At 65.9% G+C, this 24,678-nt stretch carries 27 protein-coding genes; 14 read left to right on the top strand and 13 right to left on the bottom strand.

Annotated elements, in window-relative coordinates; translation table 11 throughout:
• Nucleotides 1-23 precede the first annotated feature (23 nt).
• From ACOQPH_RS03370 to ACOQPH_RS03355, 4 genes are all read left to right on the top strand, one after another.
• Nucleotides 24-4,055, top strand: a complete 4,032-nt coding sequence (locus tag ACOQPH_RS03370; RefSeq protein ID WP_420623333.1) for a hydantoinase B/oxoprolinase family protein — start codon at nucleotides 24-26, stop codon at nucleotides 4,053-4,055.
• Nucleotides 4,056-4,228: 173 nt separating this feature from the next.
• Nucleotides 4,229-5,026 (top strand): alpha/beta fold hydrolase, encoded by a 798-nt coding sequence (locus ACOQPH_RS03365; protein WP_420623332.1) that lies wholly within the window; start codon nucleotides 4,229-4,231, stop codon nucleotides 5,024-5,026.
• Nucleotides 5,027-5,178: 152 nt separating this feature from the next.
• The gene (locus ACOQPH_RS03360; protein WP_420623331.1) at nucleotides 5,179-7,479 is read left to right on the top strand and encodes a xanthine dehydrogenase family protein molybdopterin-binding subunit; all 2,301 of its coding nucleotides are present in this window, start codon (nucleotides 5,179-5,181) and stop codon (nucleotides 7,477-7,479) included.
• Nucleotides 7,480-7,635: 156 nt separating this feature from the next.
• Nucleotides 7,636-8,883, top strand: a complete 1,248-nt coding sequence (locus ACOQPH_RS03355) for an acetyl-CoA C-acetyltransferase (RefSeq protein ID WP_420623330.1) — start codon at nucleotides 7,636-7,638, stop codon at nucleotides 8,881-8,883.
• Here the strand turns inward: ACOQPH_RS03355 and ACOQPH_RS03350 are convergent.
• Nucleotides 8,880-9,473, bottom strand: coding sequence for a hypothetical protein (locus ACOQPH_RS03350; protein ID WP_420623329.1), 594 nt, complete (start codon nucleotides 9,471-9,473; stop codon nucleotides 8,880-8,882). The two genes, ACOQPH_RS03355 and ACOQPH_RS03350, sit on opposite strands and share 4 nt — an antisense overlap.
• A gap of 89 nt (nucleotides 9,474-9,562) precedes the next feature.
• Nucleotides 9,563-9,985 (bottom strand): RusA family crossover junction endodeoxyribonuclease, encoded by a 423-nt coding sequence (locus tag ACOQPH_RS03345; RefSeq protein WP_420623328.1) that lies wholly within the window; start codon nucleotides 9,983-9,985, stop codon nucleotides 9,563-9,565.
• Between the two features lie 159 nt (nucleotides 9,986-10,144).
• Here ACOQPH_RS03345 and rpe point away from each other — a divergent pair, with 159 nt between their 5' ends.
• Together rpe and ACOQPH_RS03335 are read left to right on the top strand one after the other, a co-directional pair.
• On the top strand, nucleotides 10,145-10,864 hold the full coding sequence (gene rpe, locus ACOQPH_RS03340; RefSeq protein WP_420623327.1) for a ribulose-phosphate 3-epimerase: 720 nt from the start codon (nucleotides 10,145-10,147) through the stop codon (nucleotides 10,862-10,864).
• A gap of 5 nt (nucleotides 10,865-10,869) precedes the next feature.
• Nucleotides 10,870-11,316, top strand: coding sequence for a hypothetical protein (locus ACOQPH_RS03335; RefSeq protein WP_420623326.1), 447 nt, complete (start codon nucleotides 10,870-10,872; stop codon nucleotides 11,314-11,316).
• Nucleotides 11,317-11,368: 52 nt separating this feature from the next.
• On the opposite strand, the gene ACOQPH_RS03330 is transcribed toward ACOQPH_RS03335, so the two are convergent.
• From ACOQPH_RS03330 to ACOQPH_RS03300, 7 genes are all read right to left on the bottom strand, one after another.
• Complete coding sequence (locus ACOQPH_RS03330; RefSeq protein ID WP_420623325.1) at nucleotides 11,369-12,004, bottom strand: ATP-dependent Clp protease proteolytic subunit; 636 nt, start codon at nucleotides 12,002-12,004, stop codon at nucleotides 11,369-11,371.
• A gap of 68 nt (nucleotides 12,005-12,072) precedes the next feature.
• The gene (gene rdgB, locus ACOQPH_RS03325) at nucleotides 12,073-12,642 is read right to left on the bottom strand and encodes an RdgB/HAM1 family non-canonical purine NTP pyrophosphatase (protein ID WP_420623324.1); all 570 of its coding nucleotides are present in this window, start codon (nucleotides 12,640-12,642) and stop codon (nucleotides 12,073-12,075) included.
• Between the two features lie 56 nt (nucleotides 12,643-12,698).
• Nucleotides 12,699-13,427, bottom strand: coding sequence for a ribonuclease PH (rph, locus tag ACOQPH_RS03320; protein ID WP_420623323.1), 729 nt, complete (start codon nucleotides 13,425-13,427; stop codon nucleotides 12,699-12,701).
• Between the two features lie 46 nt (nucleotides 13,428-13,473).
• Nucleotides 13,474-14,223 (bottom strand): MBL fold metallo-hydrolase, encoded by a 750-nt coding sequence (locus ACOQPH_RS03315; RefSeq protein ID WP_420623322.1) that lies wholly within the window; start codon nucleotides 14,221-14,223, stop codon nucleotides 13,474-13,476.
• A 59-nt stretch (nucleotides 14,224-14,282) separates the two neighbouring features.
• Nucleotides 14,283-15,044 carry a hypothetical protein gene (locus ACOQPH_RS03310; RefSeq protein WP_420623321.1) on the bottom strand — a complete coding sequence of 254 codons (762 nt, stop codon included), beginning with the start codon at nucleotides 15,042-15,044 and terminating at the stop codon, nucleotides 14,283-14,285.
• Between the two features lie 59 nt (nucleotides 15,045-15,103).
• Nucleotides 15,104-16,051 (bottom strand): PLP-dependent cysteine synthase family protein, encoded by a 948-nt coding sequence (locus ACOQPH_RS03305; RefSeq protein ID WP_420623320.1) that lies wholly within the window; start codon nucleotides 16,049-16,051, stop codon nucleotides 15,104-15,106.
• A gap of 36 nt (nucleotides 16,052-16,087) precedes the next feature.
• Nucleotides 16,088-16,363 (bottom strand): ubiquitin-like small modifier protein 1, encoded by a 276-nt coding sequence (locus ACOQPH_RS03300; protein ID WP_420623319.1) that lies wholly within the window; start codon nucleotides 16,361-16,363, stop codon nucleotides 16,088-16,090.
• 177 nt (nucleotides 16,364-16,540) lie between these two features.
• Between ACOQPH_RS03300 and smpB the strand changes: the two genes are divergently transcribed.
• Nucleotides 16,541-17,005: an SsrA-binding protein SmpB gene (gene smpB / locus ACOQPH_RS03295; RefSeq protein WP_420623318.1), complete on the top strand. Its 465-nt coding sequence runs from the start codon at nucleotides 16,541-16,543 to the stop codon at nucleotides 17,003-17,005.
• Nucleotides 17,006-17,078: 73 nt separating this feature from the next.
• On the opposite strand, the gene ACOQPH_RS03290 is transcribed toward smpB, so the two are convergent.
• Together ACOQPH_RS03290 and ACOQPH_RS03285 are read right to left on the bottom strand one after the other, a co-directional pair.
• Nucleotides 17,079-18,644, bottom strand: a complete 1,566-nt coding sequence (locus tag ACOQPH_RS03290; RefSeq protein ID WP_420623317.1) for a 4-hydroxyphenylacetate 3-hydroxylase N-terminal domain-containing protein — start codon at nucleotides 18,642-18,644, stop codon at nucleotides 17,079-17,081.
• Nucleotides 18,645-18,739: 95 nt separating this feature from the next.
• Complete coding sequence (locus ACOQPH_RS03285; protein WP_420623316.1) at nucleotides 18,740-19,216, bottom strand: zinc-binding dehydrogenase; 477 nt, start codon at nucleotides 19,214-19,216, stop codon at nucleotides 18,740-18,742.
• A 170-nt stretch (nucleotides 19,217-19,386) separates the two neighbouring features.
• Here ACOQPH_RS03285 and ACOQPH_RS03280 point away from each other — a divergent pair, with 170 nt between their 5' ends.
• Nucleotides 19,387-19,734: a hypothetical protein gene (locus ACOQPH_RS03280; RefSeq protein ID WP_420623315.1), complete on the top strand. Its 348-nt coding sequence runs from the start codon at nucleotides 19,387-19,389 to the stop codon at nucleotides 19,732-19,734.
• A 7-nt stretch (nucleotides 19,735-19,741) separates the two neighbouring features.
• Complete coding sequence (locus ACOQPH_RS03275; protein ID WP_420623314.1) at nucleotides 19,742-20,401, top strand: nucleotidyl transferase AbiEii/AbiGii toxin family protein; 660 nt, start codon at nucleotides 19,742-19,744, stop codon at nucleotides 20,399-20,401.
• A gap of 337 nt (nucleotides 20,402-20,738) precedes the next feature.
• On the opposite strand, the gene ACOQPH_RS03270 is transcribed toward ACOQPH_RS03275, so the two are convergent.
• Together ACOQPH_RS03270 and ACOQPH_RS03265 are read right to left on the bottom strand one after the other, a co-directional pair.
• The gene (locus ACOQPH_RS03270; protein WP_420623313.1) at nucleotides 20,739-21,368 is read right to left on the bottom strand and encodes a nucleotidyl transferase AbiEii/AbiGii toxin family protein; all 630 of its coding nucleotides are present in this window, start codon (nucleotides 21,366-21,368) and stop codon (nucleotides 20,739-20,741) included.
• A 3-nt stretch (nucleotides 21,369-21,371) separates the two neighbouring features.
• On the bottom strand, nucleotides 21,372-21,683 hold the full coding sequence (locus tag ACOQPH_RS03265) for a hypothetical protein (RefSeq protein ID WP_420623312.1): 312 nt from the start codon (nucleotides 21,681-21,683) through the stop codon (nucleotides 21,372-21,374).
• A gap of 302 nt (nucleotides 21,684-21,985) precedes the next feature.
• On the opposite strand from ACOQPH_RS03265, the gene ACOQPH_RS03260 reads away from it, so the two are divergent.
• The 5 genes from ACOQPH_RS03260 (at nucleotide 21,986) to ACOQPH_RS03240 (ending at nucleotide 24,095) form a co-directional block, all read left to right on the top strand.
• Nucleotides 21,986-22,612, top strand: coding sequence for a DUF6338 family protein (locus ACOQPH_RS03260; RefSeq protein ID WP_420623311.1), 627 nt, complete (start codon nucleotides 21,986-21,988; stop codon nucleotides 22,610-22,612).
• A 40-nt stretch (nucleotides 22,613-22,652) separates the two neighbouring features.
• Nucleotides 22,653-22,847, top strand: coding sequence for a hypothetical protein (locus tag ACOQPH_RS03255; RefSeq protein WP_420623310.1), 195 nt, complete (start codon nucleotides 22,653-22,655; stop codon nucleotides 22,845-22,847).
• 18 nt (nucleotides 22,848-22,865) lie between these two features.
• Nucleotides 22,866-23,075, top strand: coding sequence for a hypothetical protein (locus ACOQPH_RS03250; protein WP_420623309.1), 210 nt, complete (start codon nucleotides 22,866-22,868; stop codon nucleotides 23,073-23,075).
• A gap of 202 nt (nucleotides 23,076-23,277) precedes the next feature.
• Entirely contained in the window at nucleotides 23,278-23,358 is an 81-nt protein-coding gene (locus tag ACOQPH_RS03245) for a hypothetical protein (protein WP_420624298.1), read from the top strand.
• 92 nt (nucleotides 23,359-23,450) lie between these two features.
• Nucleotides 23,451-24,095 (top strand): hypothetical protein, encoded by a 645-nt coding sequence (locus tag ACOQPH_RS03240; protein ID WP_420623308.1) that lies wholly within the window; start codon nucleotides 23,451-23,453, stop codon nucleotides 24,093-24,095.
• Nucleotides 24,096-24,678: the final 583 nt, after the last annotated feature.

The raw sequence follows: 24,678 nt of genomic DNA, 5'->3' as shown, positions 1-24,678 counted from the left end.
GCCAAGGGTGCGAGACTGGGCGTGTGAGCAAGTCCTTCATGGCCCCTGCAAGCGACGGCGCCCAACGGCGACCCTCAACGCCTTGGCGGATCGGCGTGGACGTCGGGGGCACCTTTACCGATCTGGTGCTCGCCGACGTGCAGGGCGCGACCTGGGTGGCGAAGGTTCCCTCGGTGCCTGCGGATCCGAGCCGGGGAGTACATGCTGCGCTGGCTCGTGTGGCCGTGGATCTCGGTATGCCGCTGGGCGACGTGCTCGCGGACTGCTCGCTCTTCGTCCACGGTTCCACGGTCGCCACCAACACCATGCTGGAAGGCACTGGGGCCACCGTCGGGCTGATCGCTACCGAGGGATTCCGCGACGCGCTGGAGATCCGCCGAGGCCTGCGCGAAGACCAGTGGAACCACCGGGCTCCCTACGCCCCCGTGCTCGTGCCCCGCTACTTGAGGGCCACGCTGGGCGGCCGCATCGACGCCGACGGCAGCGAGCATGCCCCCGTTGAACTCGACAGCCTCGGCCCGATTCTTGAGCGCTTCGACAGCCACGACGTCGAGGCCATCGCCATCGCGTTCATGAACTCGTTCGTGAACGACTCCCATGAGCGTGCAGCCGCCGAAGCAGTGAGCGAGCAGTGGGATGGCACGTGGGTGACGACATCGACCGCTGTCTCGCCGCTTATGGGCGAGTACGAGCGTACGTCCACCGCCGTCGTCAACGCCTCGCTGTCGCCGAAGATCGTGTCGTACTTGCGCTCGCTGAACGACGATCTCGCTGCTGCTGGGTTGCGTCACGCCATTTTGCTTGTGCAGTCGAACGGCGGCGCTGCCTCGGTCGACCAGGTGTCCGGACGGCCCGTGAACCTGCTGCTCAGCGGCCCTGCTGCCGCTGTCGGAGCGCTGAACCTGTACCGCGACGCCACCGACAATGCGCTCGTCAAGGACGAGAACACTTCCGCCGTGGCCGGAAACCTGATCTCCATGGAGATCGGCGGTACCTCATGCGACGTGCTGCTCATGTCGAGCGGCGAAGTGGACACCCGCGACGACATCATGATCGCCGGCTATCACGTGTCCACACCTGCGATCGACATTCACACGATCGGCGCCGGCGGCGGCACGATCGCGGGCGTCGACGAGGCCGGCCTGCTCTATGTGGGCCCTCAAGGAGCAGGCGCCGATCCCGGTCCTGCGTGCTACGGCCACGGCGGCACACTGCCCACCGTCACCGACGCCCAGCTGATCCTCGGTCGCCTGCGCCCAGGAAAGTCCGCCGGCGGCACGTTGGACCTCGACATCGACGCAGCCCGCGTGGCAATCCGCGCCCATGTCGCCGAACCGCTCGGCATGACCATCGAAGAGGCAGCCGCGGGCATCGTCGAAGTGGTCGAGCAGCACCTGCTCAGCGCCACCGAGCACATCTCGATCGAGCGAGGCCATTCGCCGCGACGCTTCACGATGGTCGCCGCGGGAGGTGCGGGCCCGATGCACGGCGCATCGGTCGCTGCGGGACTCGGCTGCGAGCGCGTCTATGTGCCACGCGACGCTGGCGCGTTGTGTGCGATCGGAATGCTGCACTCCGATGTGCGCCAGGACTTCACCCGCTTCCTGATGGGCTCGCTGGACGACCTCGACGCAGCCGAGATCGAGGGGGGATTCGCGGCCCTGCGAGCACAAGCCCTCGAGGTGATGAGCGGCGAAGGCTTCGCAGCCGAACTGGTGGCGCTCGACTGCGAGCTGGAATTGCACCATCCCGGCCAGCTGTGGACCATTCGAGTCCCTGCTTACGCCGCAAGCAATTCAGAGGTCGACGCAGCCGCAGTCCGTGCCTCGTTCGAGGCTGAGTACCAGCGGCTGTATGGCCACGTCCAGACAGACGGCACGATCATGGTGGCCTCGCTTCGCCTCGTGGCTCGTGCCTCGACGGGCGACGTGGCCACCTCCGAGACTGCTCCTGCGGTGGGAGATCCTGAAGCCATCGAGACGCGTTCGGTCTGGCACGGCCCGTTGGGCTGGCGCGACACACCGGTCTTCGACGGCGAAGTCCTGCGGCGCGGCCACACCATCGCCGGACCCGCACTCGTCGAGGAGCTGACCACGACGGTCGTGGCCCGACCGGGCGACCGGCTGTGGGTCGACGCGAACGGCGACCTGTTCATCGACCTCGCACCCACCGACGAGTCCGCTGATGGCTCAGCATCGGGCGATGCGGCAGTGTCTCGAAGCGTCCAATCGGGCCAATCACGCAGCGCGTCAAACGGCGAAGCGGCGCCGGTACTGGACGAATTCGGATTGGACCCGATCGTGCTTGCGGTGATGCAGAACCGGCTCGACCAGATCAGCAAGCACATGGGCTGGGTCATGACGCGCACCGCACGCAGCACGATCTTCAGCCAGAGCCACGATTTCTCCTGTTACGTGACGACCCCGGACGGAACGCTGGTCGCCAACGCCGACGGCATCCCGATTCACACCGGCGGCGGCGGTTTCGCGGTCCGTGCGCTGTTGAAGCGCTATGAGGGCCGCATCAACCCAGAGGACGTCTTCCTGCTGTCGGACCCCTACGTGGCGGGCGGCAATCACCTTCCCGACTGGGTCATTGCCAGGCCCGTGTTCACCAACGAAGGCTGCGACGAACCGACGCTCGTGGGGTTCTGCTGCAACCGCGCCCACCAGTCCGACATCGGTGGCGGGATCGCAGGCACCTACAACCCTGAGGCAACCGAGATCTGGCAGGAGGGCATCCGGCTGCCGGTCATGAAGCTGATCGAGGAAGGCAAGGTCCGCGACGACCTCTGGGAGCTGCTGCTCATCAACTGCCGGACGCCCGAGCTGCTCGACGGCGACTTGCTGGCAATGCTGGGATCCACCCGCATCGGTGCGGAACGGGTGCTCGGCCTCGTTGCAGAACTGGACATCGAGCCCTACCTGGCCTACCTCGACGGTGTCCTGACCCACGGTGAACGTCGTATGCGCACTGCCATCGCGGCGCTCCCCGACGGCACCTACTACGGCGAGGACCGCACCGACAACGACTGCTTCGGCCCCGCCGACATCGCCGTCCGGGTGCATCTCACCGTCGAAGGCGACGAGATGATGCTGGACTTCACCGGCACCGATCCACAGATCGAGGGTTTCAAGAACAGCTCGGTGGCGAACACCTACTCGTCGGTGTACCTGGCCGTGTCGTCGTTCTTCGACACGTCAATCCCGCGCAACGAGGGCACCTACCGTTCCGTGCGCATCATCGCTCCCGAAGGCAGCATCGTGAACGCGCTGCCGCCAGCTCCGATGACGATGAACACCGTGTTCGTCGCCCACGAGATCGTGATCACGGTATGGCAGGCACTCGCGCAAGCCGATCCAGATCGGGCCTGTGCGGCGTGGTCCAAGACGATGCACGGTCACGTCACCGGGCGCCGCGATGACGGCACCACCTGGGTGATGTACCAGTGGCATGCGATGGCAACACCCGGCGCGACCGCCGAACGCGACGGCTTTCCGCAGATGGGCCACCTCATCACGCTCGGCGGCCTCGACCTGCCGAATCTGGAGTTCCACGAGCAGATGTATCCCGTGCGCTACATCCGCCATGAACAGCGCTGCGACAACGCCGGCCCAGGCCAGAAGCGCGGCGGAACGGGTGTGCGTTACGAAGCCGACATACTCAGACCGGCCACCTGGTCGTACAGGGCCGAAGGCCTCGACACGCCGTCTGGTCACGGCGTTCGCGGCGGCGGCACCGGTGGCGTCGGTCTGGAGTGGATCGTCCCCGTCGACACTGACGCCGACGGACCGACGTTCGTGCCGCCCAAGTACGGGGTGCAGCGTCTTGGTCCGGCACGCATGATCGCCGACACACCGGGCGGGGGCGGCTGGGGTGACGCACTCGAACGGGAGCCCGCTGCTGTGCTGCGAGACGTGATGGACGACGTCGTCAGCATTGAGGGTGCGCGTCGCGACTATGGCGTCGTGATTGGCGACGACGGCCAATCCATCGACGTCGACGCCACCGTGCAACTGCGTGCAGCCGGCCGAGCTTCCGCGCCGACCACTTGAATCCCGGCCCCTTGTCATTCTGTGTGCAGAAATGCCGTTCCCAGCGGCTTTATTGCGCAGAGAAACGAAGCTGCGGGTTTTCTGCGCAGAAATGCCGCTCCAGGCGGCATTCTTGCGCACAGAAGCGTGACAGCGAATCGACGTAGACACCCCGCTAGCGAGGAAGCGACCTCATGACACTCGTGCTCGTCCACGGCAATCCGGAGACGACCGCCATCTGGGACCCGATGCGAGCCGCACTCGAGCGCCATGGCATCGGCCCTGACGACGTCGTAGCGCTGTCGCCCCCCGGGTTCGGCGTGCCCGCACCCAACGACTTCGGCGCCACCATGAACGAATACCGGGATTGGCTCACCGCCGAGTTGGAAGAGCTCCAGGCGGGCGGCGCAGGGCCAATCGACCTGCTGGGCCACGACTGGGGCGGCGGGCACGTCATGCGCATTGCCATGGAGCGACCGGACCTGATCCGCTCGTGGTGCACCGATGTCATCGGGCTGTTCGATCCCGACTACGAGTGGCACGACGCTGCGCAGGTATGGCAATCGCCTCGCGGTGAGGCCTCGATCGAACGCATGATCAACCGCCCTGACGACGAGAGCGTCGCCTTCTACGCCGGATTGGGCATGGGCCCCGAAGTGTCGGCAGCAGTCGTGCCCCATGTCAACGCCGACATGGGCCGGTGCATCTTGGCGCTTTACCGCGACGCCTCCCAGCCGGCCATGTCCGACCTCGGCTTCAACATTGCCGCCGCTGGCCAGCGGCCCGGGCTCTGCATCTTGGCGGCAGGCGACCACTTCACCGGCGGCGGTGTCATGCATCGCCGAGTCGCCAAGCGCGCGGGCGCCCGGGTCACCGAGCTGCTCGACGTGGGCCACTGGTGGATGTGCGAGAACCCGGGCTTCGCGGCGCACACCGTGGCGAGCTGGATGACATCGCTCGAGGGGGCCAGCGCCGCACGGTTGGGGACCTGAGCCGGTCCGGTCACGACGCCCCCTCCGGCGCACAGCGCCGGTTCATCGTTGGGCTACTGTCGCGGCTGATGCCGGGCCGCGCGCGGCTGGGCACACAGTTCTGACCGCAATCTGGCGCCGCTCGCGGGGCGTCGGCCACAAGGGGGCAAGCGATGGCCGCATCGGGCTCGATCCTGGGGAATCCTGTACAGCGCCGGGAGGATCCCGGACTGCTGACCGGGGCGAATCATTACGTCGACGATCTCGACATTGATTCGGCGAAGGTTGCGTTCATTCGCTCGCCCGAGGCACATGCCGTAGTCACCTCGGTCGACACCTCTGACGCGGAGTCGATGCCGGGCGTGCTGGCGGTGTACACCGCCGACAACATGCCCATGGACGCCTTCCAAGGCTTCCCGATGATCGACCCGGCGTACAACCGGCCGCCGCTGGCAGCGGACAGGGTGCGTTACGTCGGCGACCTTGTGGCTGCCGTGGTAGCGGAGTCCCAGAGCGAAGCCAACGATGCGGCCGAGATGGTGAGCGTCGAGTACAGCTCGCTGCCGATCGTGTCCGACATCGAGGCTGCGCTGTCGCCGGACTCGCCGGTTGTGTGGGAGGGCCAGGACTCCAACGTCTGCTTCGCCCACATCGCCCCCGATGCCGAAGTTCAGGACGCGGGTGATCCGTTCGAAGGCGCCGATGCGATGGTGTCCGAGCGCATCGTGACCCAGCGTCTGGCGGGCGTGCCGATGGAGCCCAACGGCTGCGTGGCCGTGCCCGGCGACGGCGGCTCGATGACCTTGTACCTGTCGACGCAGGCGGCCCACTCGATGCGCGACGCGCTCGCGCCGGCGCTGGGTCTTGAAGCCGATCAATTGCGGGTCATTGCGCCCTGGGTGGGTGGCGGCTTCGGCCCCAAGGCGGCCTGCTACGTCGAGTACATCGTGGCTGGCAAGGCAGCCCAGGCCCTCGGCCGGCCGGTCCGCTGGACCGAGACCCGCACCGAGAACATGCTCTCGATGGTGCAGGGCCGGGCCATGGTCATGAACGCCGAGATGGGCGTGCGCAACGACGGCAGCATCGTGGGCTTGCGGGCAAACGTCGTCGCCGACGCTGGGGCGTACCCAGTCATCGGGGCGATCCTGCCGCTGCTCACCGGCATGCTCTCCCAAGCTGTGTACGACATGCCCATGATTCACTTCAAGGCATACACCGTCATCACCAACACCACCCCGATCGGTGCGTACCGGGGCGCGGGGCGGCCCGAGGCGACCCAGATGGTGGAGCGCATCCTGGACAAGGCGGCCGCTGCGATCGGCATGGACCCGGCGGAGATGCGCCGCAAGAACTTCCTCCAGCCCGACGCCTTCCCTGCGACGTTGCAGACGGGGGTCGTCTACGACTCGGGCGAATACGAGCGGTCGCTGGATGCGGTGCTCGAAGCATCGGGCTATTCCGACCTTCGTGCCCAGCAACAGGCCCGCCGCGACGCGGGCGACTCGAAGCTGTTGGGCATCGGCGTCTCGTCGTATGTGGAGATCACCGCTCCGGTGGGCCTGCACGTGGAGTACGGCAGCATCGAGGTGCACGAGGACGGGACAGCGACGATCCGTGTCGGGACGTCCAGCCACGGCCAAGGCCACGCCACGACTTTCGCCCAGATTGTCGAGGGCGTGCTGGGCATTTCCATGGACGATGTCACCCACATCGACGCCGATACCGCTGAGGTGCCTTCGGGTGCTGGCACGCTGGGTTCGAGGTCGCTGCAGACCGCCGGCTCAGCGGTGTACCTGTCGAGCCAGGCCGTGCTGGAGAGGGGCAAACAGCTTGCTGCTCACCTGCTCGAGGCTTCTGCCGACGACATCGTGATTGCCGAAGGCGGCCTGGCGGTAACCGGCGTGCCGACCAGCTCGGTGAGCTGGGCCGACATCGCCAAGCTGGCCAACGACGACAGCGCCCGTCCTTCGGGCATCGAAGCGGGCCTGATGGCCGAGGAGAACTTCGACGGGACCGATGCCACGTTCCCGTTCGGCTCCCACGTCTCCGTGGTCGAGATCGACAGCGACACCGGTGAGGTCGAGTTGCTCCGCCATATCGCGGTCGACGACTGCGGCACGATCATGAATCCGCTCATCGTCAACGGCCAGCAGCACGGCGGCATCGCCCAGGGCGTCGCGCAAGCGCTGTTCGAGCACGTGGAATACGACGACGACGCGAACCCGCTGAATGCCAGCATGATGGACTACCTGATCCCGTCGGCGGCCGAGCTGCCCAGCTTCGAGGTGTCCAACACCGAGACGGCCAGCCCCCGCAACCCGCTGGGTGCCAAGGGCATCGGCGAGTCGGGCACCATCGGCTCGACCCCTGCGGTGCACAACGCCGTGTGCGATGCGGTCGCCCACCTGGGCATCGACCACATCGACATGCCGTGCAGCCCCCAGAACGTCTGGCGAGCCCTGCAGAACGCCTGAACCCCTCTGCGCCGCACCATTTGACGCTCGCGGGGTTGCCTGAGCGCGCACGTCTTCTCGGACGAAGCACGCGGTGATGACGTAGCCTCTGGGCTCGCACACACTGCGTGACCGGCCCTGCAAACGGGTTCGGCGCGCCCTTCGAAGGGATCCCCCATGAGCCCAGTTGCAGCAAGCGCGGACGCCGCGACCGATCCGGTCATCGTCGCCACCGCCCGCAGCCCGATCGGCCGAGCGTTCAAGGGCTCGCTGACCGAGATGCGGCCCGATGACATGACCGCACAGATCGTGACCAAGCTGCTCGACAAGGTTCCCGATCTCCCTCGCGACGAGATCGAAGACCTGATGCTGGGCTGCGGACAGCCGGGCGGCGAGGCCGGCTTCAACATCGCTCGGGCCTCGGCAATTCTTGCCGGACTTGAGAACGTACCCGGCACGACGGTCAACCGCTACTGCTCGTCGTCGCTGCAAACCATCCGCATGGCAGCACACGCCATCCGCGCCGGCGAAGGCGATGCATTCATCTCCGCAGGCGTCGAGTGCGTGAGCCGCTACACCAAGGGCAACTCCGACAGCCTGCCGGGCACGACGAACCCGCAGTTCCAGGCCCCCGGCGAGCGGACCAAGGTTCGCTCTGAGGGCGGCCATGACGACTGGACGCCAGCTGAAGGAGTACTGCCCGACCTGTATATCGCGATGGGTCAGACCGCCGAGAACGTCGCGGAGCACCGCAACGTCAGCCGCCAGGCCATGGACGAGTACGGCGTGATGAGCCAGAACAAGGCCGAGGCGGCCATCGCTCGCGGCTTCTTCGAGATGGACATCACACCGCTCGAGCTGCCCGACGGCACGATCGTCAGCGCCGACGACGGACCGCGTGCAGGCGTGACCTACGACGCCGTGGCGCAGCTCAAGCCGGTGTTCCGGCCCGACGGTCGCGTCACCGCCGCCAATGCCTGCCCACTCAATGACGGAGCCGCAGCGGTGCTGGTGATGAGCCGCAAGCGTGCCGAGGAGTTGGGTATCACCCCGCTGGCGCGCATCATTTCCTCCGCGGTCTCGGCGCTGAACCCCGAGATCATGGGCCTGGGCCCCATCGAGGCCTGCAAGAAGGCGCTTGAGCGTGCGGGCATGTCGATGAGTGACATCGACATGGTCGAGATCAACGAGGCGTTCGCGGCTCAGGTGATCCCTTCGGCCGACGAGTTGGGCATCGACATGGTCGATCAGCTCAACCTCCACGGCGGTGCCATTGCCTTGGGTCACCCGTTCGGCATGACCGGCGCCCGCATCATGACCACGCTGCTGAACGGTCTCGCCGACCGCGACGAGACCTTCGGGCTCGAGTCGATGTGCGTCGGCGGCGGTCAGGGCATGGCCATGATTGTGGAGCGGCTGAACTAAGTCGCCGCCTTCGACCGTGCGGGAATGTCCTCCGAGAGCCTCCGCACGAATTCAGTCAGGTCGAGGACCACATCGCCCTCGATGTCCTCGTGGCTGTAGCCATGTGCAACTGCGTTTCTCAGCGCCTGTAGCTCTTTCAAGTAGCCACGGTCTTCGTGCGAGATGATGCCGTACATCGTCGCAGCGTCCATCAACTGACTTGTCAGGGGCAGGTCATCGTCCGACCCCGTTTCGTCTTGGAGTTGTGTGCGCAGTACTGCCTCGCAGGCTGCCCACGCAATCAACAATGCAGATTCCGGATGCCCATCGTCCAAGAGACGTTCTGCTGCACCCATCTGGCGCAGAGCCGCTTCCACGCCTATCGGACGTGAACCTTCAGGCGCGACCAGTTGCAGAGTCTCAGGAACCAGCACGATGTCGAAATGCCATCCCGGCTGAGACTCAATGATTCGGGCGATCTCATTGATCCGCGAATCATGTCGTAGTGACGAACGCCGCCTCACTTCGACAATCCTCTTATCATCGCCCTGACGCGCGACGATGTCTGCCCTAAAACCAGGCAAAAAGTCGACGCTTGCCTCCAGAATCACCTCGTAGCCGCGGGCACGATACTCATCTGCCGTCTTCTTTGCCTAGTAGTACTCGCTACTGATATGACCAGTGTTCTCTTCCGTTACTGTCATATGTTCAGCTCCCCGGCATTCGCGAATGTGATCGAAACATGCAAGAAGGGATCAGTGTCACCCATATGGCGCCTCACGGGATCCGATGGATTGTGAATCGTGAAGGCGCTGTAACGGTTTCTTCTGCGGCAGATAATGTCAATTACTTGCTTGTCATCCTCGTAGATAAGTCCCTTGAGGGCATCGAGAATTGGCTTCGGTACGTTGTCAACATCAAGTGAGTGCTTGAGTCTTGGCGTCGAATCGAAGCAGAAGTAGTTGATGGCGACCGCGACATCACCACTGATGACGGAACGAGACTGCCACATCGTCGATGCCGCCTCGTGGACTTGTTCTTGCCACTCACGCAGACGTGCACAATCCCTGGCCTGTTGGCTCACGGGCGGGCCGTCGATGGTGAATTCGAACGGTATGGACATCTGCTCCGAACCTAACGGTGTTCAACTCGCTCCGTCTACCTCATTTTGCGAACGTGGCCGGACGCTGCGCGGAGCTGGTGAGCCTCCTCAACAGGAGCACTGGGCCATGCCCTCGATAACTGCCGCGCCTGACGGGTTCGCGTCGGCAACACTGGTCGAGTGAACGCGATCTCTCAGTCGGCACCGCGGCCCATCGAAATCGTTCCGTCGGTCCTGCCCGCAGACTTCGCGCGCCTCGGAGACGAGTGCGCTGCGCTGGCCGAGGCCGGCGTCGACCGCATCCAGTGGGACGTCATGGACGGCGTCTTCGTACCGAACCTCACGTTCGGCCCCGACGTCATCGCAGCCTGCCGTCCCCATGCAGGCGTGCTCTTCGAAGCCCACCTCATGGTCGTCGACCCCGACCCGATGCTCGGTGCCTACGTGGATGCCGGCTGCGAAATGCTGATCATCCACGCCGAATCGGTCACCCACATGCACCGCACGCTGAGCCGGGTGGCCGAGCTAGGCGCCCAGCCCGCGGTGGCGATCAATCCGTCGACGCCGATCGACGCCGTGGCCCATGTGCTCGACCTCGTTGACATGGTGCTCGTGATGACCGTCAACCCCGGTTTCGGCGGTCAGGCGTACATCTCGACAATGGAGCCCAAGATCGCCGCGCTGCGTCAGCTCATCGATCGCAGTGGTTCAACGGGCGCATCGGGTTCGGGCATCGACATCGAAGTCGACGGCGGCATATCGGCCGACACCATCAGCGGCGCTGCGGCGGCAGGTGCCAATGTCCTCGTGTCAGGGAGCGCGTTGTACCGCTACGCCGAGGGGCTCGCGCACGGCGTCGCGGACCTGCGGTGCCGCGCGGAGGCTGCGTCCCGAGCGTGATGACCGTGGCAGCTCGCCGGCGTTGGCTTCTCGTTGCTGCCGCCGCCGTGGTGATCGTCCTCGCCGTGCGCGTGACACTGTTGCGCGACAGTGGGGAACCCTCCGCCGAAGAGTTCTGCGAGGAATTCGCGCACCTGCTGGTGGTCGACGAGCTCAGCCTGACGGTCAACCCGAATGATGACGCAAGCGCCCGCGACGCGATGGATCGCACCGCTCGCCAATTCGCCGACGCCGCAGCAGCCGCACCAGCGGAGATTCGCCCGGACGTGCAGCTGCTGGCCGACCTGACCGCCGCACTTCGAGATGCTGTCGTTGACACGGCATCACGAGAGACCTTTGACCGCGCCGCTGCGCTGATAGCGGCCCAGGATCCGTTTCTCGAGACTCAAGACGCTGCTGCGCAGCGAGTCATCGACTACGTCACCCGCCATTGCATTGCTACGCCCGGCTAAACCGGGCACACGAGCATTGCTGCGCCCGGCTGATCGACCCGGTGGTACGGGCCTAGATCATCTCGCCGCGCTTGACGATCACGTGATCGCACAAGCCGTAGCCCTTGGCCTCCTCGGCGGTGAACCAGCGGTCCCGCTCGAAATCGAGCAGGATCTGCTCCACGTCCTGACCGCTGTGAAGAGCAGTGCGTTCTGCCATCAGGCGCTTGATGTACGCCATCTGCTCGGCCTGGATGGCGATGTCTGATGCCTGGCCCCGCACGCCGCCAGATGGCTGGTGCATCATCACTCGGGCGTGCGGCAGGCAGTAGCGCTTGCCCGGTGCGCCCGCAGTCAGCAGGAACTGGCCCATCGAGGCACCAAGCCCCAGACAGACCGTGGCCACGTCGCACGCAACGAACTGCATCGTGTCGTAGATGGCCATGCCGGCAGTGACAGAGCCGCCGGGGCTGTTGATGTACAGCGAGATGTCCCGGCCGCGATCCTGACCCTCCAGGTACAGCATCTGCGCGCACACGACATTGGCCAGCTGATCATCCACGTCGTCGCCCAGGAACACGATGCGGTCGTCCAGCAGCCGGTTCGAGATCTGGGTCCAGCCAGACACCCCGCCTGACTCGAATGCACGCGGCTCGAATGCACGCTCCGAAGCGGGGCTCGGGTGCTGGGCGGATGGAAGGTCGGTCATGCGGCGCAGGTTACCGACGAGGCCATCTTGCCCAGCAGGGCAGGTGCGGGCATGTACGGGCAGGCGTGTCAGAGCTGCCTGGCCAGTGCACGCAGCGCCCGGCCCCGATGGCTGATCCGATTCTTCGCATCAGCCGTCATCTCGGCGAACGTCAGCGGAGCTGCCTCGTCAGGAACGAAGACGGGGTCGTAGCCGAAGCCATGATCGCCGCGCGGTGCCGTCGCGATGGTCCCTTCGACGGCGCCGTCGGCCAACACCTCGCGCCCGTCGCCGAATACGACAGCGACCACGGTGCGAAAGCGGGCAGTGCGCCGCGGCGGGGGTACATCAACCAGTGCCGCCATGAGCTTGGCCAGGTTGGCGACCGGATCCGCTTCGGGCCCCGCATAGCGGGCGCTGTGCACGCCAGGTGCGCCGCCGAGCGCGTCGACCTCAAGGCCGGTGTCATCTGCGATGGCCGGCTCGCCGGTGGCTGCGTGCACGAATCGGGCCTTGATGAGCGCATTCTCTGCCAGGGTCTCGCCGTTTTCGGCCACGTCACCGAGGTCGCCGGGCCGTGGCACGATTTCCGCTTCCGGCAACGCCGCTCGCAGCACGTCAGCTATCTCGATCGTCTTGTGCGGGTTGGCCGATGCCATTACGAGCCTCATGCCGTCGGGGCCCTCTCAGCGCATGTGTATGGAGTCGTTTGGCCTCAAGATGGCGGCGTGACCAGGGCCGCTCGCTGCAAGTTGACAATCTCGCCGATGCCCGAACGGGCCAGGGCCAGCATCGCCCCGAGATGGGCATCGTCGAACGGGTCTCCCTCGGCGGTGCCTTGCACCTCGACAAAGCGGCCCCCACCGGTCATCACCACGTTCATGTCCACCTCGGCCCGGGAGTCCTCCTCGTAGGGGAGGTCCAAGCGGGCCTCGCCGTCCACGATGCCCACCGAGATGGCAGCGCATTCGTCGGTGAGCGGGAGTTGGCTGATTGCCCCACTGAGGACCAGGCGGGTGCAGGCGTCGTGCAGGGCCACGTACCCACCGCAGATCGACGCAGTACGCGTACCTCCGTCGGCCTGCAGGACGTCGCAGTCAACGGTGACCTCACGCTCTCCGAGCGCCGCCATGTCGCACACCGCCCGCAGTGCCCGGCCGATCAAGCGCTCGATCTCGAGCGTGCGGCCTTTCTGCTTGCCGCGCTTGGCTTCACGGCCGACGCGCTCGCCGCTGGAGCCGGGCAGCATTGCGTACTCCGCGGTGACCCAGCCAGTCCCTCGGCCGCGCATCCAGCGCGGCACGTTGTCGTCGATGGACACGGTGCACAGCACCCTGGTGCGGCCGAAGGACACCAGTACCGAGCCGGGGGTCTGGTCGGTGAAGTCGCGTTCGAAGGTGACCGGGCGCAGTTGGCCGGGCGTCCGACCATCAGCGCGCGTCACCGCGGGGGTCCGGCCGTCGGCGCGCTCCACAGCGGGGGTCCGGCCTTCACGCCCAGAAGGTCGCGCCAGTGCGGGCAACCGACACATCGCCGCAGAACACTTCGCCTGCCTCCGTGAGATGGTCCTGCGGATCCGAGCCAGGCGGCACATGGGTCACGACGAGTTTTCGTGCACCCACGTCGTTGGCATCGGCCGCCAACCACGCAGCGCTGACGTGGGGGATGTCGGGATTGTCAGTCGCATGGAGCAGCGTTCCCTCCCCCACAACCAGGTCCGGTGCGGGTCGCCCGGCGTCGCGGCTGAGCGCAGCGAGCGCCCAGCCCCGGCCGGTGTCCGAGGTGTACACGATGGACTTGCCGTCGGACTCGAAACGCATTGCAAGCGTCTCGACCGGGTGATCGGTGCGGGAGAACAGGACGTCGATGTCGCCGACACGCGCTTTCGACGAGTCCTTCACCATCTCCCAGCCGAAGAGATCCGAGCTGTCGCCGTAGGCCTCGGTGACCTCCCGCACGCCGCTGGTAGCAAGGACACGAATGCGCTCAATGCCCATGTAGTACTTCGCGGCGTTGTAGACAACCGGCAGCTCGGCGCAGTGATCCGGATGGTGATGGCTCACCAGCAGTGCATCCACGGACTCGAGCGCCACGTGCTGTTGCAGGTTTGCGAACGTGCCAGGGCCGCAGTCCACCCACAGCGTCGTGGAGTCGCTGCGCACGAGGTAGCCGCTGCAGGACTCGCCAGCGGCGGCATAGCTGCCTGAACAACCCAAAACCGTCACCGAGAGCTCGCTCACGGAGGCCGATACTACGCAGGAAGGCGACGCGGCTCACATCGCGCCGGAGTCAGCGAACTTCAGCCCGTTGGGCAGCGCGTTCCTGCTTCGAGCGACCGGAGGATTCCGGTGCCATCCAAAATGCCGGTGAGCCGGCCGCCGCTGGTTGCAAGCACAACTGAGGCCGGTTCGCTGGCCGTCGCCGGGCGGAAAGTGGCGGCGGGGTATGCCTCGGCCACCTCGCTACGCGTGGCGCCGATGCCGATCCCTTCGGCGGTGCGCAGCAGGTACGGATCGGGTCCGAACGATCCCAACCGCCACGTCATGAAGTGCTCATCGGCGGCATCGCGGTGCTGGTACCCGTCTTCGGGATTCCCGAACAGGGCCAGCACACCCGGCCATTCCACGACTCGCAGGCGGCTGCCGGGACAGTCTCCGTATATCGAGAACGTGTCGATCCATCCGGTGTCGGCCACCGGCTGGCCGAGCGAATTGATCAGCGCACCGAGCGCAGCCTGCACGCCGGCACCGAAGCTCACGAAACCGAGGCCGTCTCCGGCCAGGACCACCCCTTCAGGGTTCGGAACTGCCGCGGCCCCCAGCCGCTCGGATGCCGTTGTCTGCGCCGCGGCGTCGGACGGAACCGTCACCAGTACCGCAGCCGGCCGCTCCGATGACGGTTGTTCCGGCAGCAACGTCGTCTGGGTGATGTCAAGCGACAGCGCAGTTGCGGGGGGCGAGGTGGGGGCAACCAGGATCGGCGGGCTCGTACACGCACCGGCCGACAGCGTCAGCGTGACAACTAGCGCCGCGGCTCTGCGGCGGGAACCCATCTCGTCCATCTCCTCAACGGTACGACGGCGACCCAAGAGACCAGCAGCAGGAAGTCAGAAACAGGGAATCAGAAGTAGATGACGTGCTCAGCGTTGGCGGCCGCGGCATCGAGGTCGTCAGTCCAGGCACCGACGGAGAGGTACTTCCAGCCGTGGTCGCTCACCACGAACACGATGACGCCTTCATCGATGCGGGAAGCAGCCTTGCGGGCTCCCGCCAGCGCCGCTCCGCCCGAAATGCCCGAGAAGACGCCCTCAGCCGCCAGCATGCGCGTGGCTTCGATTGATTCGCGTGGGCGGACGATCATCTTGCGATCGAGCAGATTGGCGCCACCCCAGTTCTCGAAGATGGGAGGCACGTACCCGTCGTCGAGGCTGCGCAGCCCTTCGACCTGCTCGCCAGCGGGAGGCTCGACAGCCCACACCTGCACTCCGGGAGCATGCTCCTTCAGGTACCGCCCGACGCCCAGCAGCGTCCCGCTGGTGCCCAGCCCCGCCACGAAGTGGGTGATGCCTGGCACATCGGCCAAGATCTCGGGACCCGTGGTCCGGTAGTGAACCTCAGGATTGGCCTCGTTCCCGTACTGGTACAGCATCGTCCAGTCGGGGTTCGCTTCTGCCAGCTCCAAGGCGAGCCGCACGGCGCCGTTGGATCCCTGCTCGGGCGGGCTGTCGATGATCTCGGCACCGAAGATCTCGAGCATCTGGCGCCGTTCCGCCGTGACGTTGCCCGGCAGCACGATCATCACCCGGTAGCCGCGGCGCTGCCCGAGCATGGCCAGCGCAATGCCGGTGTTGCCCGACGACGGCTCGATGATCATCGAACCCGGTGCAAGTTGGCCCTCTGCTTCGGCGCTGTCCAGCATTGCCAGCGCCACACGGTCCTTCACGGAGCCGGTCGGGTTCTGCCCTTCGAGCTTGGCGTAGAGCGCAACCGACGGGTTGGGGCTGAGGCTGCTGACATCCAACGTGGGAGTGCCGCCGATCAGCTCGTCGACGCAGCGATAGACGGCCACGAGCTAGCTCAGCGCCGGGGCCGGGGCGATGCCGGCTCAGCCGCCGGCAACGGCTGGCAAGATCGACAGCTCGTCACCATCGGCCAGCGCAGTGTCCATCTGGGAGAGGTACCGCACGTCCTCGTCGTTCACATAGACGTTGACGAAACGATGCAGGCTGCCGTCTTCGGCGAGCAGATTCGGGGCGATGCCAGGGAACTGGCCGACCAGCCACGACACTGCCTCGGCCACGGTGTTCCCCTCGGCGGCGACCCGCGACTGCCCGTTGGCGTGGGGACGCAGGACGGTGGGCAAGCGGACAGTGACAGCCATCGGAGCTCCCGGTTCGGCGGCGTTGGGGTGGACGAACTGTGGCCGGGGGAATCAGATTGCGCCACGGCAATTCCCGACCTGATCACTCAGGATTCTACGGGCCGCGACCGCTGCCTCCTACTGCCGCTCCCGATGGGCAACGCGAGTGCGGTGACCGCCAGCCGTACCCTCGGGCTGATGGCGAAGGACCGGACCGTCGTGGCGTCGAACCGGCGCGCACGACGCAACTACGAGGTGCTCGACACCTTTGAGTGCGGCATGGTCCTGCGCGGCACCGAAGTGAAGTCGCTGCGCGCCGGCGGGGCCCAGATGGGTGACGCCTACGCCCGCGTGCGCAACGACGAGATGTGGCTGATGGGCATGCACATCGCCCCGTGGATCCACGCATCGCCCACGATGGGACACGACGTCGAGCGCCCCCGCAAGCTGCTCATGCATCGCGCCGAGATCAACCGGCTGCGTGCCCGCACCGAACAGGATCGGTTGCAGCTAATCCCGCTGGAGATCTACTTCCGCGATGGGCACGCCAAGCTAGAACTCGCCTTGGCTCGGGGCCGTCGCATGTACGACAAGCGCCAGGCGATCCGCAAGCGAGAGACTGATCGCGAGGCTCAGCGAGCGCTGCGTCATCGGCCCGACTAGCGGCGGCGAGACATGGACCCGCCTAGCGGCACGGTGGTATCGGCCCGCCCGCCGTGCCGCCCAGTCCGCCAGCTCAGTTCCAGTCGCGGCCCACGATCGAGACATCGTCGGGGTTGAAGAATCCCGGGATGGTCCAGCCGTCGAGGTCGTACTCGGCCATGCACTGCTCAGCGAATCCTTCCAGCATCTGGGTCATGGAGCCCACACCGGGGATCTCGAAGTCGGCCACGGCCAGGTTCTCGAAGCGGATCTGTTCGTTGTTGCCGGCGTAGTTGCGCTCGTACAGCTCGTGGCGGCTGCCGAACTCGCTGCCCATGGCATCCCACAGCAGCTTCATGATCTTCATCCGCTCGAGCGCCGAGATGCCGTTCGACCCCCGCACGTACTTCTCGAGGTACGGCCGGATCTCATCGGACTTGAAGTCTGACGCATGGGAATTCACATAGATCAGGCCGGAGGCCACGACCGACTCGATGATGTCCTTGACGCGCGGATAGAACATCGGCGTGAAGGTGCGGTACGCCATGCCGTAGAGCAGCGACGGCTGCACTGCGCCGTTCTCCCACGGGTCCGGGCTCTTGCACATGGCGTCGCTCAAGCCCCACATCAGGTTGCGGATGGCGATCACCTCGCCCAGGTTCGCCTGCACGCCCCGGAAGTCACGGGTGCCCGTGGCCCGCAGCGCCTTCGAGAGCAGACCAGCGATGAAGTCGAGCTTCACGCACAGGCGGGCGAGACCGTGGAAGGTGAAGCGCGGGATGAAGCCTGAAGCGGGGAAGAAGTTGTTGGCGTTCTCGAGATCGCCATAGAGGAACACGTTCTCCCACGGGATGAGCACCTGGTCGAACACCAGGATCGAGTCGTTCTCATCCAGCCGGCTCGACAGCGGGTAGTCGAACACGCTGCCCGTTGCCGCCGCCTGCAGCTCATAGGAGTTGCGGCAGATGAGTTTGACGCCCTCACAATCCATCGGCGTGGTGCAGACGATGGCGAATTGAGGGTCTTGCAGCGGAAGCGGGCCGAAGTGAGCGATGAAGTTGTAGTGCGTCAGCGCCGAGCCCGTCGCCACGACCTTGGCCCCTGTGACGATGAGGCCGTTGTCGGTTTCCCGCTCGACGTGCATGCACACATCGCGGATCTGATCCGCCCCCATGTGACGGTCGACCGGCGGGTGCACGATGGCGTGATTCCAGTACGACACCTCTTCCTGGCTGCGCCGGTACCAGTACAGGGCGTTGTCGTAGTAGTCGCCATAGAACTCGGGAAATGCGCCGAGCGTGCCCAGGAACGAGGCCTTGTAGTCGGGGCTGCGACCCATCCACCCATAAGTCAGGCGCTGCCAGCCTGCAATCGCGTCACGGGCGCCGACGAGATCGTCAGCGCTGTGAGGTACCCGGAAGAACTTGTGCGTCTTGCCGCCAGAGCCGGTGTCGGTATCGCACATCAGCACGTCCTGCTGATCGGGATCGTGGAGCGCGTCGTACAGCCGGGCAATCGAACGCACGCTGTTGCGGAACGCTGGGTGCGTCGTGACGTCGCGCACCTTCTCGCCGTGGAAGTACACCGTGCGGCCGTCGCGCAGGCTCTCGATGTATTGGTCGCCGGTCATCGGCGACCATGTCTCGACTGATTCGCTCATTGCTCCCCCTGTCAGGTTCCCCCGGATGCGGCCCGACACTAACGCAGGACGCTGACAGGGAGTCTTGTTCAGCGCTAAAACTGAGTCAACTCACTTTAGGGAATGAGCAGGACCTTGCCGGTCGTTGCCCTGCCTTGCAGGGCCTCATGGGCGCTGCGTGCGTCCGACAGTGCGAACCGGGCGCCGATGCGCACGTCGAGGCGACCCTCGGCGATCCATCCGAAGAGGTCGCCCGCTCGGCCCTCGAGCTCGTCGCGGGTGAGCGTGTGATGAGCAAGCGTCGGCCGTGTCAGAAACAGCGATCCCCCGGCGGACAACCGCAGCGGCGCCAGCGGCGGCACCGGTCCCGAGGCGTTGCCGAAGGTGGCCATCGTCCCCCGCGGCCGCAGGACCTCCAGGCCTCGCTCGAACGTGTCAGCGCCGACCCCGTCGAAGACCACGTCGAGCGGTCGGGGGCCGGCAATGCGTTCCACGGCGTCGCCGAAATCCTCGTCGCGGTAGTTGATGACGTGATCGGCGCCCGCGCCCGCTGCCAAGGCGTAAGTAGTCGGGGCATGTGGTTCTTGGTTCATAGGGGGAGAATGACGAGGCCGACCGGGAACGTGATCCCAGATCGCCAGGTGCTCAATCGACGTGCGCGGCTGCGCGGCCCGCCACACCTCTTCGCGTCGCCCAAAAGCCCGTAGGCAGTGTGCAATTGATGCAGATCGTGAGATCAGGGCCTGCCAATACAATGGATATTGTGGCTGGCCATCTCGTGACCGACGTGCGCGAAGCTGCGCGCCGTCCGCTGGGGCGGATGCCGGTCGCTATCCCCGCAGACGCTTCGGACCGGACGCTGCCCAAAGCAGGCGGGGTGGTGCGGCTCCCGGGCCATATCGCGTGGAGCCCGCCGCATGTCTATGACCTGGACGACCGCCAGCAGCGCTGCCGTGCGTACGCCAGAGTCATGAGCGAAGGCCTCGAAGCCGACGTTCGCTACTTCATCGACGTCGACGCCCTTGTGGAGGTGTGGGACGAGATTCACCTGGCGCCGCACGTGCGGGAGCGGTGGAGCGCCTGGCTGACCGAGCAAGGCCTGTTGGCCTAGCGGCACGGTGCTCACTGACCTGCAGCGAGAGATTCGGCGCATTCTGACGGGGTTGGCAGAGTGCGCCGAGTTCGCGCTTGCCGGCGGCACAGCGATCATCGTGAACGGAATCGCAGACCGCCCCACGAATGACCTCGACTTCTTCACGTCGTATCCGAAGACCGTCGAAGCCCTGCTCAACGCCGCTCAGGCCGCCCTCGAGGACGAAGGCTTCGACGTGGCACGGCTCGCGGAAGGGGCCACGTTCGCACGGCTGAGCGTCAACAACGCCGGCGAGATGACCTACGTCGACCTGGCGTCAGATGCCCGCATGCTGCCGGCACGGTTGACCGAGGAAGGATTCGTGCTAGCAGAGCCCGAGCTCGCAGCGGACAAAGTGCTCGCACTCGCCGGCAGACGCGAATCTCGCGACTACATCGACTTCCGAGGCCTGCTCGACCGCTTCGACATCGACCGGCTCTGCGAGCTCGCCGGCGACAAGGACCCCGGCTTCGCCCCCGACCAGCTCACAGATGCTCTGGGATACTTCGACCGGATACCGGCCACCGAATTCGCCGACTACACCGACGACTACACCGGACTGAGCGAATGCGTGCATGCTGCACGACAAGCCCTCCAGCCCCCCGCCCGGGAACAACCGGGTCGCCGCAGGGGACTCGGGCTCTAACGCCGTGAGGACGCACCCCAAAGGCGGTCGACGGGAGCGGTCGTGACCGGGCAAGCATCGAAGGCGGGTGTGTGGGGCCTGAATCCGGACACGATCCAGTTCGGGTTCGTTGTGGCCCTGGTCGTACGACACCGTCGAAGGGGACCGGATCGGCAGGGCCCGATGGATCGGCGCCTGCCTGTGGCTTACGCTCCACAAGCGGTTCACCGAGCCACGTATTGACCCGTGTCACTACTGCTAGGCCGCCGGGCTGCGGATCAAGTTCGGAAGGCGGCGAGCAGACCGCAAGGGGTTGCGGGACCGGAGGTCCGCAGAATGGGAATGCGACTGTGCCTGGTCAGTGTTGGTGGGGGGACGGCAGGTCGGCGCGCCAGCTGTGCACCCAGGTTCGCAGGCGTTCGTAGTCGTCATCGGAGACGGGGAAGTCCTGGCGGTAGCGGTGCTCGAAGGTGCCGAGGGCGTCGTGGAGGCGCTCGAGGACGAAGCCGGTGTCTTTGTCCTTGGCGAGTTCGTAGAGCTGGGACCGGCTGAAGCGCGCCGACAAGGCGTAGACGTCGACGAAGTCGCGTGCAGCGGCGCGGCTGAACAGGGCAGCCATCTTGTCGCCGGCGAGGTCCTCGGGCGTGAGGACCTGCCCGGTCTCTGCGAGAACCGGGGGGAACGCCCGCCGTGAGGGGCCAAAGTCGACGGCGGTGCGGTCGTGGCCGTCGGTGACTTCCAGGCGCACCAAAATTGCTCCGCCGCGGCGCACCTCGACGTGGAGGCCTTCGTGCTCGAGTGCGGTGTGCACTGCTTGGGCGGTGGGTCTCACATCGGCGATGTCGGTGGAGAAGAAGTCGAGGTCTGTGGTCCCTCGGTCAACGATTCCGTGGACGATGAGAGCGCCCCCGCCGGCGAGAGCCGCTGACTCGGCGTCGGGCAGGGAGCCGACGAGTCGGCAGATTCGCTCCTGCAGGGCAGTGAGCACGCTCTAGGAGATCAGGCCACGCGAACGCAGGTGCTCCGCCCACTGCTCGCGGACGTGGGGGGCGAGCCACATCGTGTCCCACATTCCCAGCAGCACCTCGAGGTCGATGTAGGTGCGCACGTCATCCTCGTTGCCTTCAGTCATGACCAGCTCGTACACATGGGCCCGACCCCGCGGGTCGTCGAGGTCGTACTCGCCTTGGCCGCTCCATGCAATGTGATTCGGCAGCTTCACGCGCCCGGTCCGGACCGCGGCAGGGCGATCCCCGTGATCATCGGGTATCTCCACAGGGCGCCAGAAGCGCGTAACGGTCACAGCACCGAGTCTAGAGACAGCGTTGTGAGCAGATCGAGCAACCGGTCACGTCGGGTGCGGCGCGCCTATTGACGGCGACTAGTGCCCCTAGCTTCGATCGCTGTCCGCTTCTCGTGTCCTGGCGGCGTGTCGTTCAGCGCGACGCCACGCAGCGTTCGATGCGCGGCACTCGTCGCAGCGGCACTCCTTGACTCGGTAGCCGTAGCGGGTGCCATGCCGGAGGCCGCTCGCTTCGGGCCAGGGATGGCGACGGCGAGGACCGTCGGCTGCCAACCTGTTCCGGGCGACTGTAGGGAGGCCAAGTGCTGCCGGAGCTCGAAACAATCGTGCGGACTGTGGCGGCGGCGTTTGTCTTGTTGGTGCCGGGCGCAGCTGCGGCCTCGGGCTTCGAGTGGCACTCGGTTCGTTACGGAAGGCGCGGCCGCGACTGGGTGCTGCGGTTGCTGTTGTTCTCAGGGCTGTGGCTGGGGGCCGGATTTGCACTATGGCGGTGGCTTGCCGCCGAGTATTGGGACGAGCTGATTGGCCGAGAGCCGGTGCCTTGGTGGCTCAACGTCGTACCGGTCACCTTTGTCGTGGTGCCCTACGGCATCGGCTGGATGCTGGGATGGCTTACGGTCAGACATCCATCTCGAATGCGCAAGGTGCTGGGCGGAAACCGCGAACCGACGGCTTGGGACCACGTCTTCGAGACGCGACAGGCGGGTTTCGTTCGTTGCCGGCTCCGCAACGGCCGGTGGGTGGGCGGCCTCTATGTGAAACACGCGCCGGTGACGTCATGGGCTGCGACTGACGAGGCGGATCGGGATCTCTACCTCGCCCGGGCGATCCTGTTCAATCAGGACGACGGGTCCCCAGTTCTGCACGACGGCGTTCCCTTCGAGACTCAGGGAGGGATACTGCTCCAGCGCAGCGACATCGAGTCGTAAGAGTTCGTACCCATAGACCCCACGACAGCCGGAGGCGGCGATGGCAGGCCGGAAGGACAATGACAGCGGCGCAAGCCGGACCCAGGAACGCAGGGGCCAGGACGGCCTCGGCTACACGCCGAGCGGCTCAGCCGGACCTCAGGACGTCCCCAAGGGCGCGTACCAGCCGCCCCCGTCCGAGGCCGGCGAAACGTCTGGCAGCGGAGCGTCTGACGGCGGGTCGCAGGACACGTAGCTGCCGATCATGGGCACGGTGACCGTCACAGTCGAGGAAACCCGCAAGCGGCTGGCGACAACGCCTGACGAGGTACGCCAGGCGGCGGCCTCGTACCGGCAGCTCGGAGGGATGCTGCCGGGCTGGCGTGCTTTCTGGCGCACGCACGCGCTGGCGTTCAGCGAAGCAGCTGGCGACGAGATGAGCGGGCTCGCGGCGCTATTCGCGGGACCGGTGCCGGCACGCTGACCCCCCCCCGCGAGAATTGGGTCGACAAGACGATCTGGACGGGTGACAACCTGCACGTGATGCGGGGCATGAACAGCGAGATGGTCGATCTTGTCGATCTCGGCCCGCCGTTCAACTCTAAGACCGACTACGCGGCGCCGATCGGCAGTAGAGCCGCCAGCGCGGAGTTCAAGGACACAGCGACCACATCAGCAACCTGCAGATGCTGTGCGGCTCGTGCAATCGAATCAAGGGCGACCGCGGCATGGAACATCTGCGCACGAAGCTCCAGCTCGCAGCATGAAGGAGCAGCCTGTAGTGCGGTAGTCCGGACTCGTCGGTGCCGGTAACCGCTGCATCAAGGATCGAGGATGCCGAAGCGACAATCCTTGGGACATGACGCTGCAGAATGTCGTGGCGATCGCCGGCGCGGTCGCAGCTGTTGAGATCTTGATCCGGGGACTGCGCGAGTGGCAGGCGGCCCGGCGCATCGTGCCGATCGCGACGCTCGACGCACAGGTCGTGGAGGAATGGGGCGTGGTCCCGACTCAGTTCGCGGGATCACGCTTCAGGATCGTTCGGGCGCTGTTGGGCGTGTACGGGTTTCTGTTCGTGACACCACGGACACGGAAGTCGGTGTTCTTGTGCAAGGCAGTCACCGGTATGAGAGATGAGAGTGAGATCGGCTGTGGTGCGCTCGGGCCAGGCGACCATCTGCGCGTTGTGCTCGACGACGGCGAGCGCGCTGCTTCTCTTGTGAAAGCCCTTCGGCGCGGCGGGTCGGGTGGTTATCGGACAGTGGCTGTCCGAGATCTCGACGACGACCAGGCACAAGGGGAAGCTCAATGCGTGACAGTGCGAACCAGCGGCAAGTTCATGCTGGCCGACGAAGGAGACCGAAATCCTGCGTGGCTGCGATTCGACGCAGTTGCTGCGGCCCCAAGGAGCCGATTCCAGAACGGCTCGGCTGCGCTGGGCGACGTGCCCGAGGACGCCTTGCTGGGGCCGCGGGGAGCCAATGGGAGCTTAACCCGCAGGTAGTGGCAATTGCCTGGTCGGTCTTGGGACTCGTGCTCTTCTTGGCGGTGCCGGTGGCTGCATGGCGTCTGTGGCGGCGGGATTCGGGAGATACTGCACTCAGCACGCAGCAAGCGATTCAACGAGCTGATGGACCCGCTGACCACGGGCAAAGCAACCCGCGGCCTACGCAGCTCGTGAGTCGGACGGCGCCTGCGCTGTGGCTCGGTGCGACGACTCACTGCCAGAGCATCGGGCGCAAGTGCAATCGCACCGACGTCGCTTCAGCCGCAAGCCGTCTCTGGGAGCGCGTGGACTACAAGCTGAGCCACGCCGGCCATACTTGGAGTTCGATCACTCGTCACTGGCGAGAGTTCCGAGAACGCCGGCGAGGAGCCCCACCTCAGGAACAAACAGCCGGCGACGGCTGAAGCTCCCGCGGCCACTCCCCCGGCTGAAGTTCGCCTGTTGATAGTGGTTCTTATGTCACGGCGACTCATCCGCAACCGCTGCCCCGAGGGCGCCCAGGTTGCTACTTCACCGGGCCGCCCGTTTGGACAGCTGGGCAGCCTGCCGTGATGGATAGTCGCTCAGTCAGGTCAGCTGC

Origin of the sequence: Candidatus Poriferisodalis sp., from assembly GCF_965221945.1 — a bacterium.
Classification (GTDB): Bacteria; Actinomycetota; Acidimicrobiia; order Acidimicrobiales; family Poriferisodalaceae; genus Poriferisodalis.
Note: the sequence above shows the minus strand (reverse complement) of the source record. Positions and strands in the feature narration are given on the sequence as shown.

Coding starts and splice junctions, on each gene's coding strand:
- ACOQPH_RS03240 (WP_420623308.1), top strand. CDS start 23,451: ATGACGCTGCAGAATGTCGTGGCGATCGCCGGCGCGGTCGCAGCTGTT.
- ACOQPH_RS03330 (WP_420623325.1), bottom strand. CDS start 12,004: ATGACCGACCTTCCATCCGCCCAGCACCCGAGCCCCGCTTCGGAGCGT.
- ACOQPH_RS03345 (WP_420623328.1), bottom strand. CDS start 9,985: ATGTCCATACCGTTCGAATTCACCATCGACGGCCCGCCCGTGAGCCAA.
- ACOQPH_RS03360 (WP_420623331.1), top strand. CDS start 5,179: ATGGCCGCATCGGGCTCGATCCTGGGGAATCCTGTACAGCGCCGGGAG.
- rdgB (WP_420623324.1), bottom strand. CDS start 12,642: ATGGCATCGGCCAACCCGCACAAGACGATCGAGATAGCTGACGTGCTG.
- ACOQPH_RS03355 (WP_420623330.1), top strand. CDS start 7,636: ATGAGCCCAGTTGCAGCAAGCGCGGACGCCGCGACCGATCCGGTCATC.
- ACOQPH_RS03245 (WP_420624298.1), top strand. CDS start 23,278: ATGCTGTGCGGCTCGTGCAATCGAATCAAGGGCGACCGCGGCATGGAA.
- ACOQPH_RS03310 (WP_420623321.1), bottom strand. CDS start 15,044: ATGGACGAGATGGGTTCCCGCCGCAGAGCCGCGGCGCTAGTTGTCACG.
- ACOQPH_RS03285 (WP_420623316.1), bottom strand. CDS start 19,216: ATGAACCAAGAACCACATGCCCCGACTACTTACGCCTTGGCAGCGGGC.
- ACOQPH_RS03255 (WP_420623310.1), top strand. CDS start 22,653: ATGGCAGGCCGGAAGGACAATGACAGCGGCGCAAGCCGGACCCAGGAA.
- ACOQPH_RS03300 (WP_420623319.1), bottom strand. CDS start 16,363: ATGGCTGTCACTGTCCGCTTGCCCACCGTCCTGCGTCCCCACGCCAAC.
- smpB (WP_420623318.1), top strand. CDS start 16,541: ATGGCGAAGGACCGGACCGTCGTGGCGTCGAACCGGCGCGCACGACGC.
- ACOQPH_RS03365 (WP_420623332.1), top strand. CDS start 4,229: ATGACACTCGTGCTCGTCCACGGCAATCCGGAGACGACCGCCATCTGG.
- ACOQPH_RS03290 (WP_420623317.1), bottom strand. CDS start 18,644: ATGAGCGAATCAGTCGAGACATGGTCGCCGATGACCGGCGACCAATAC.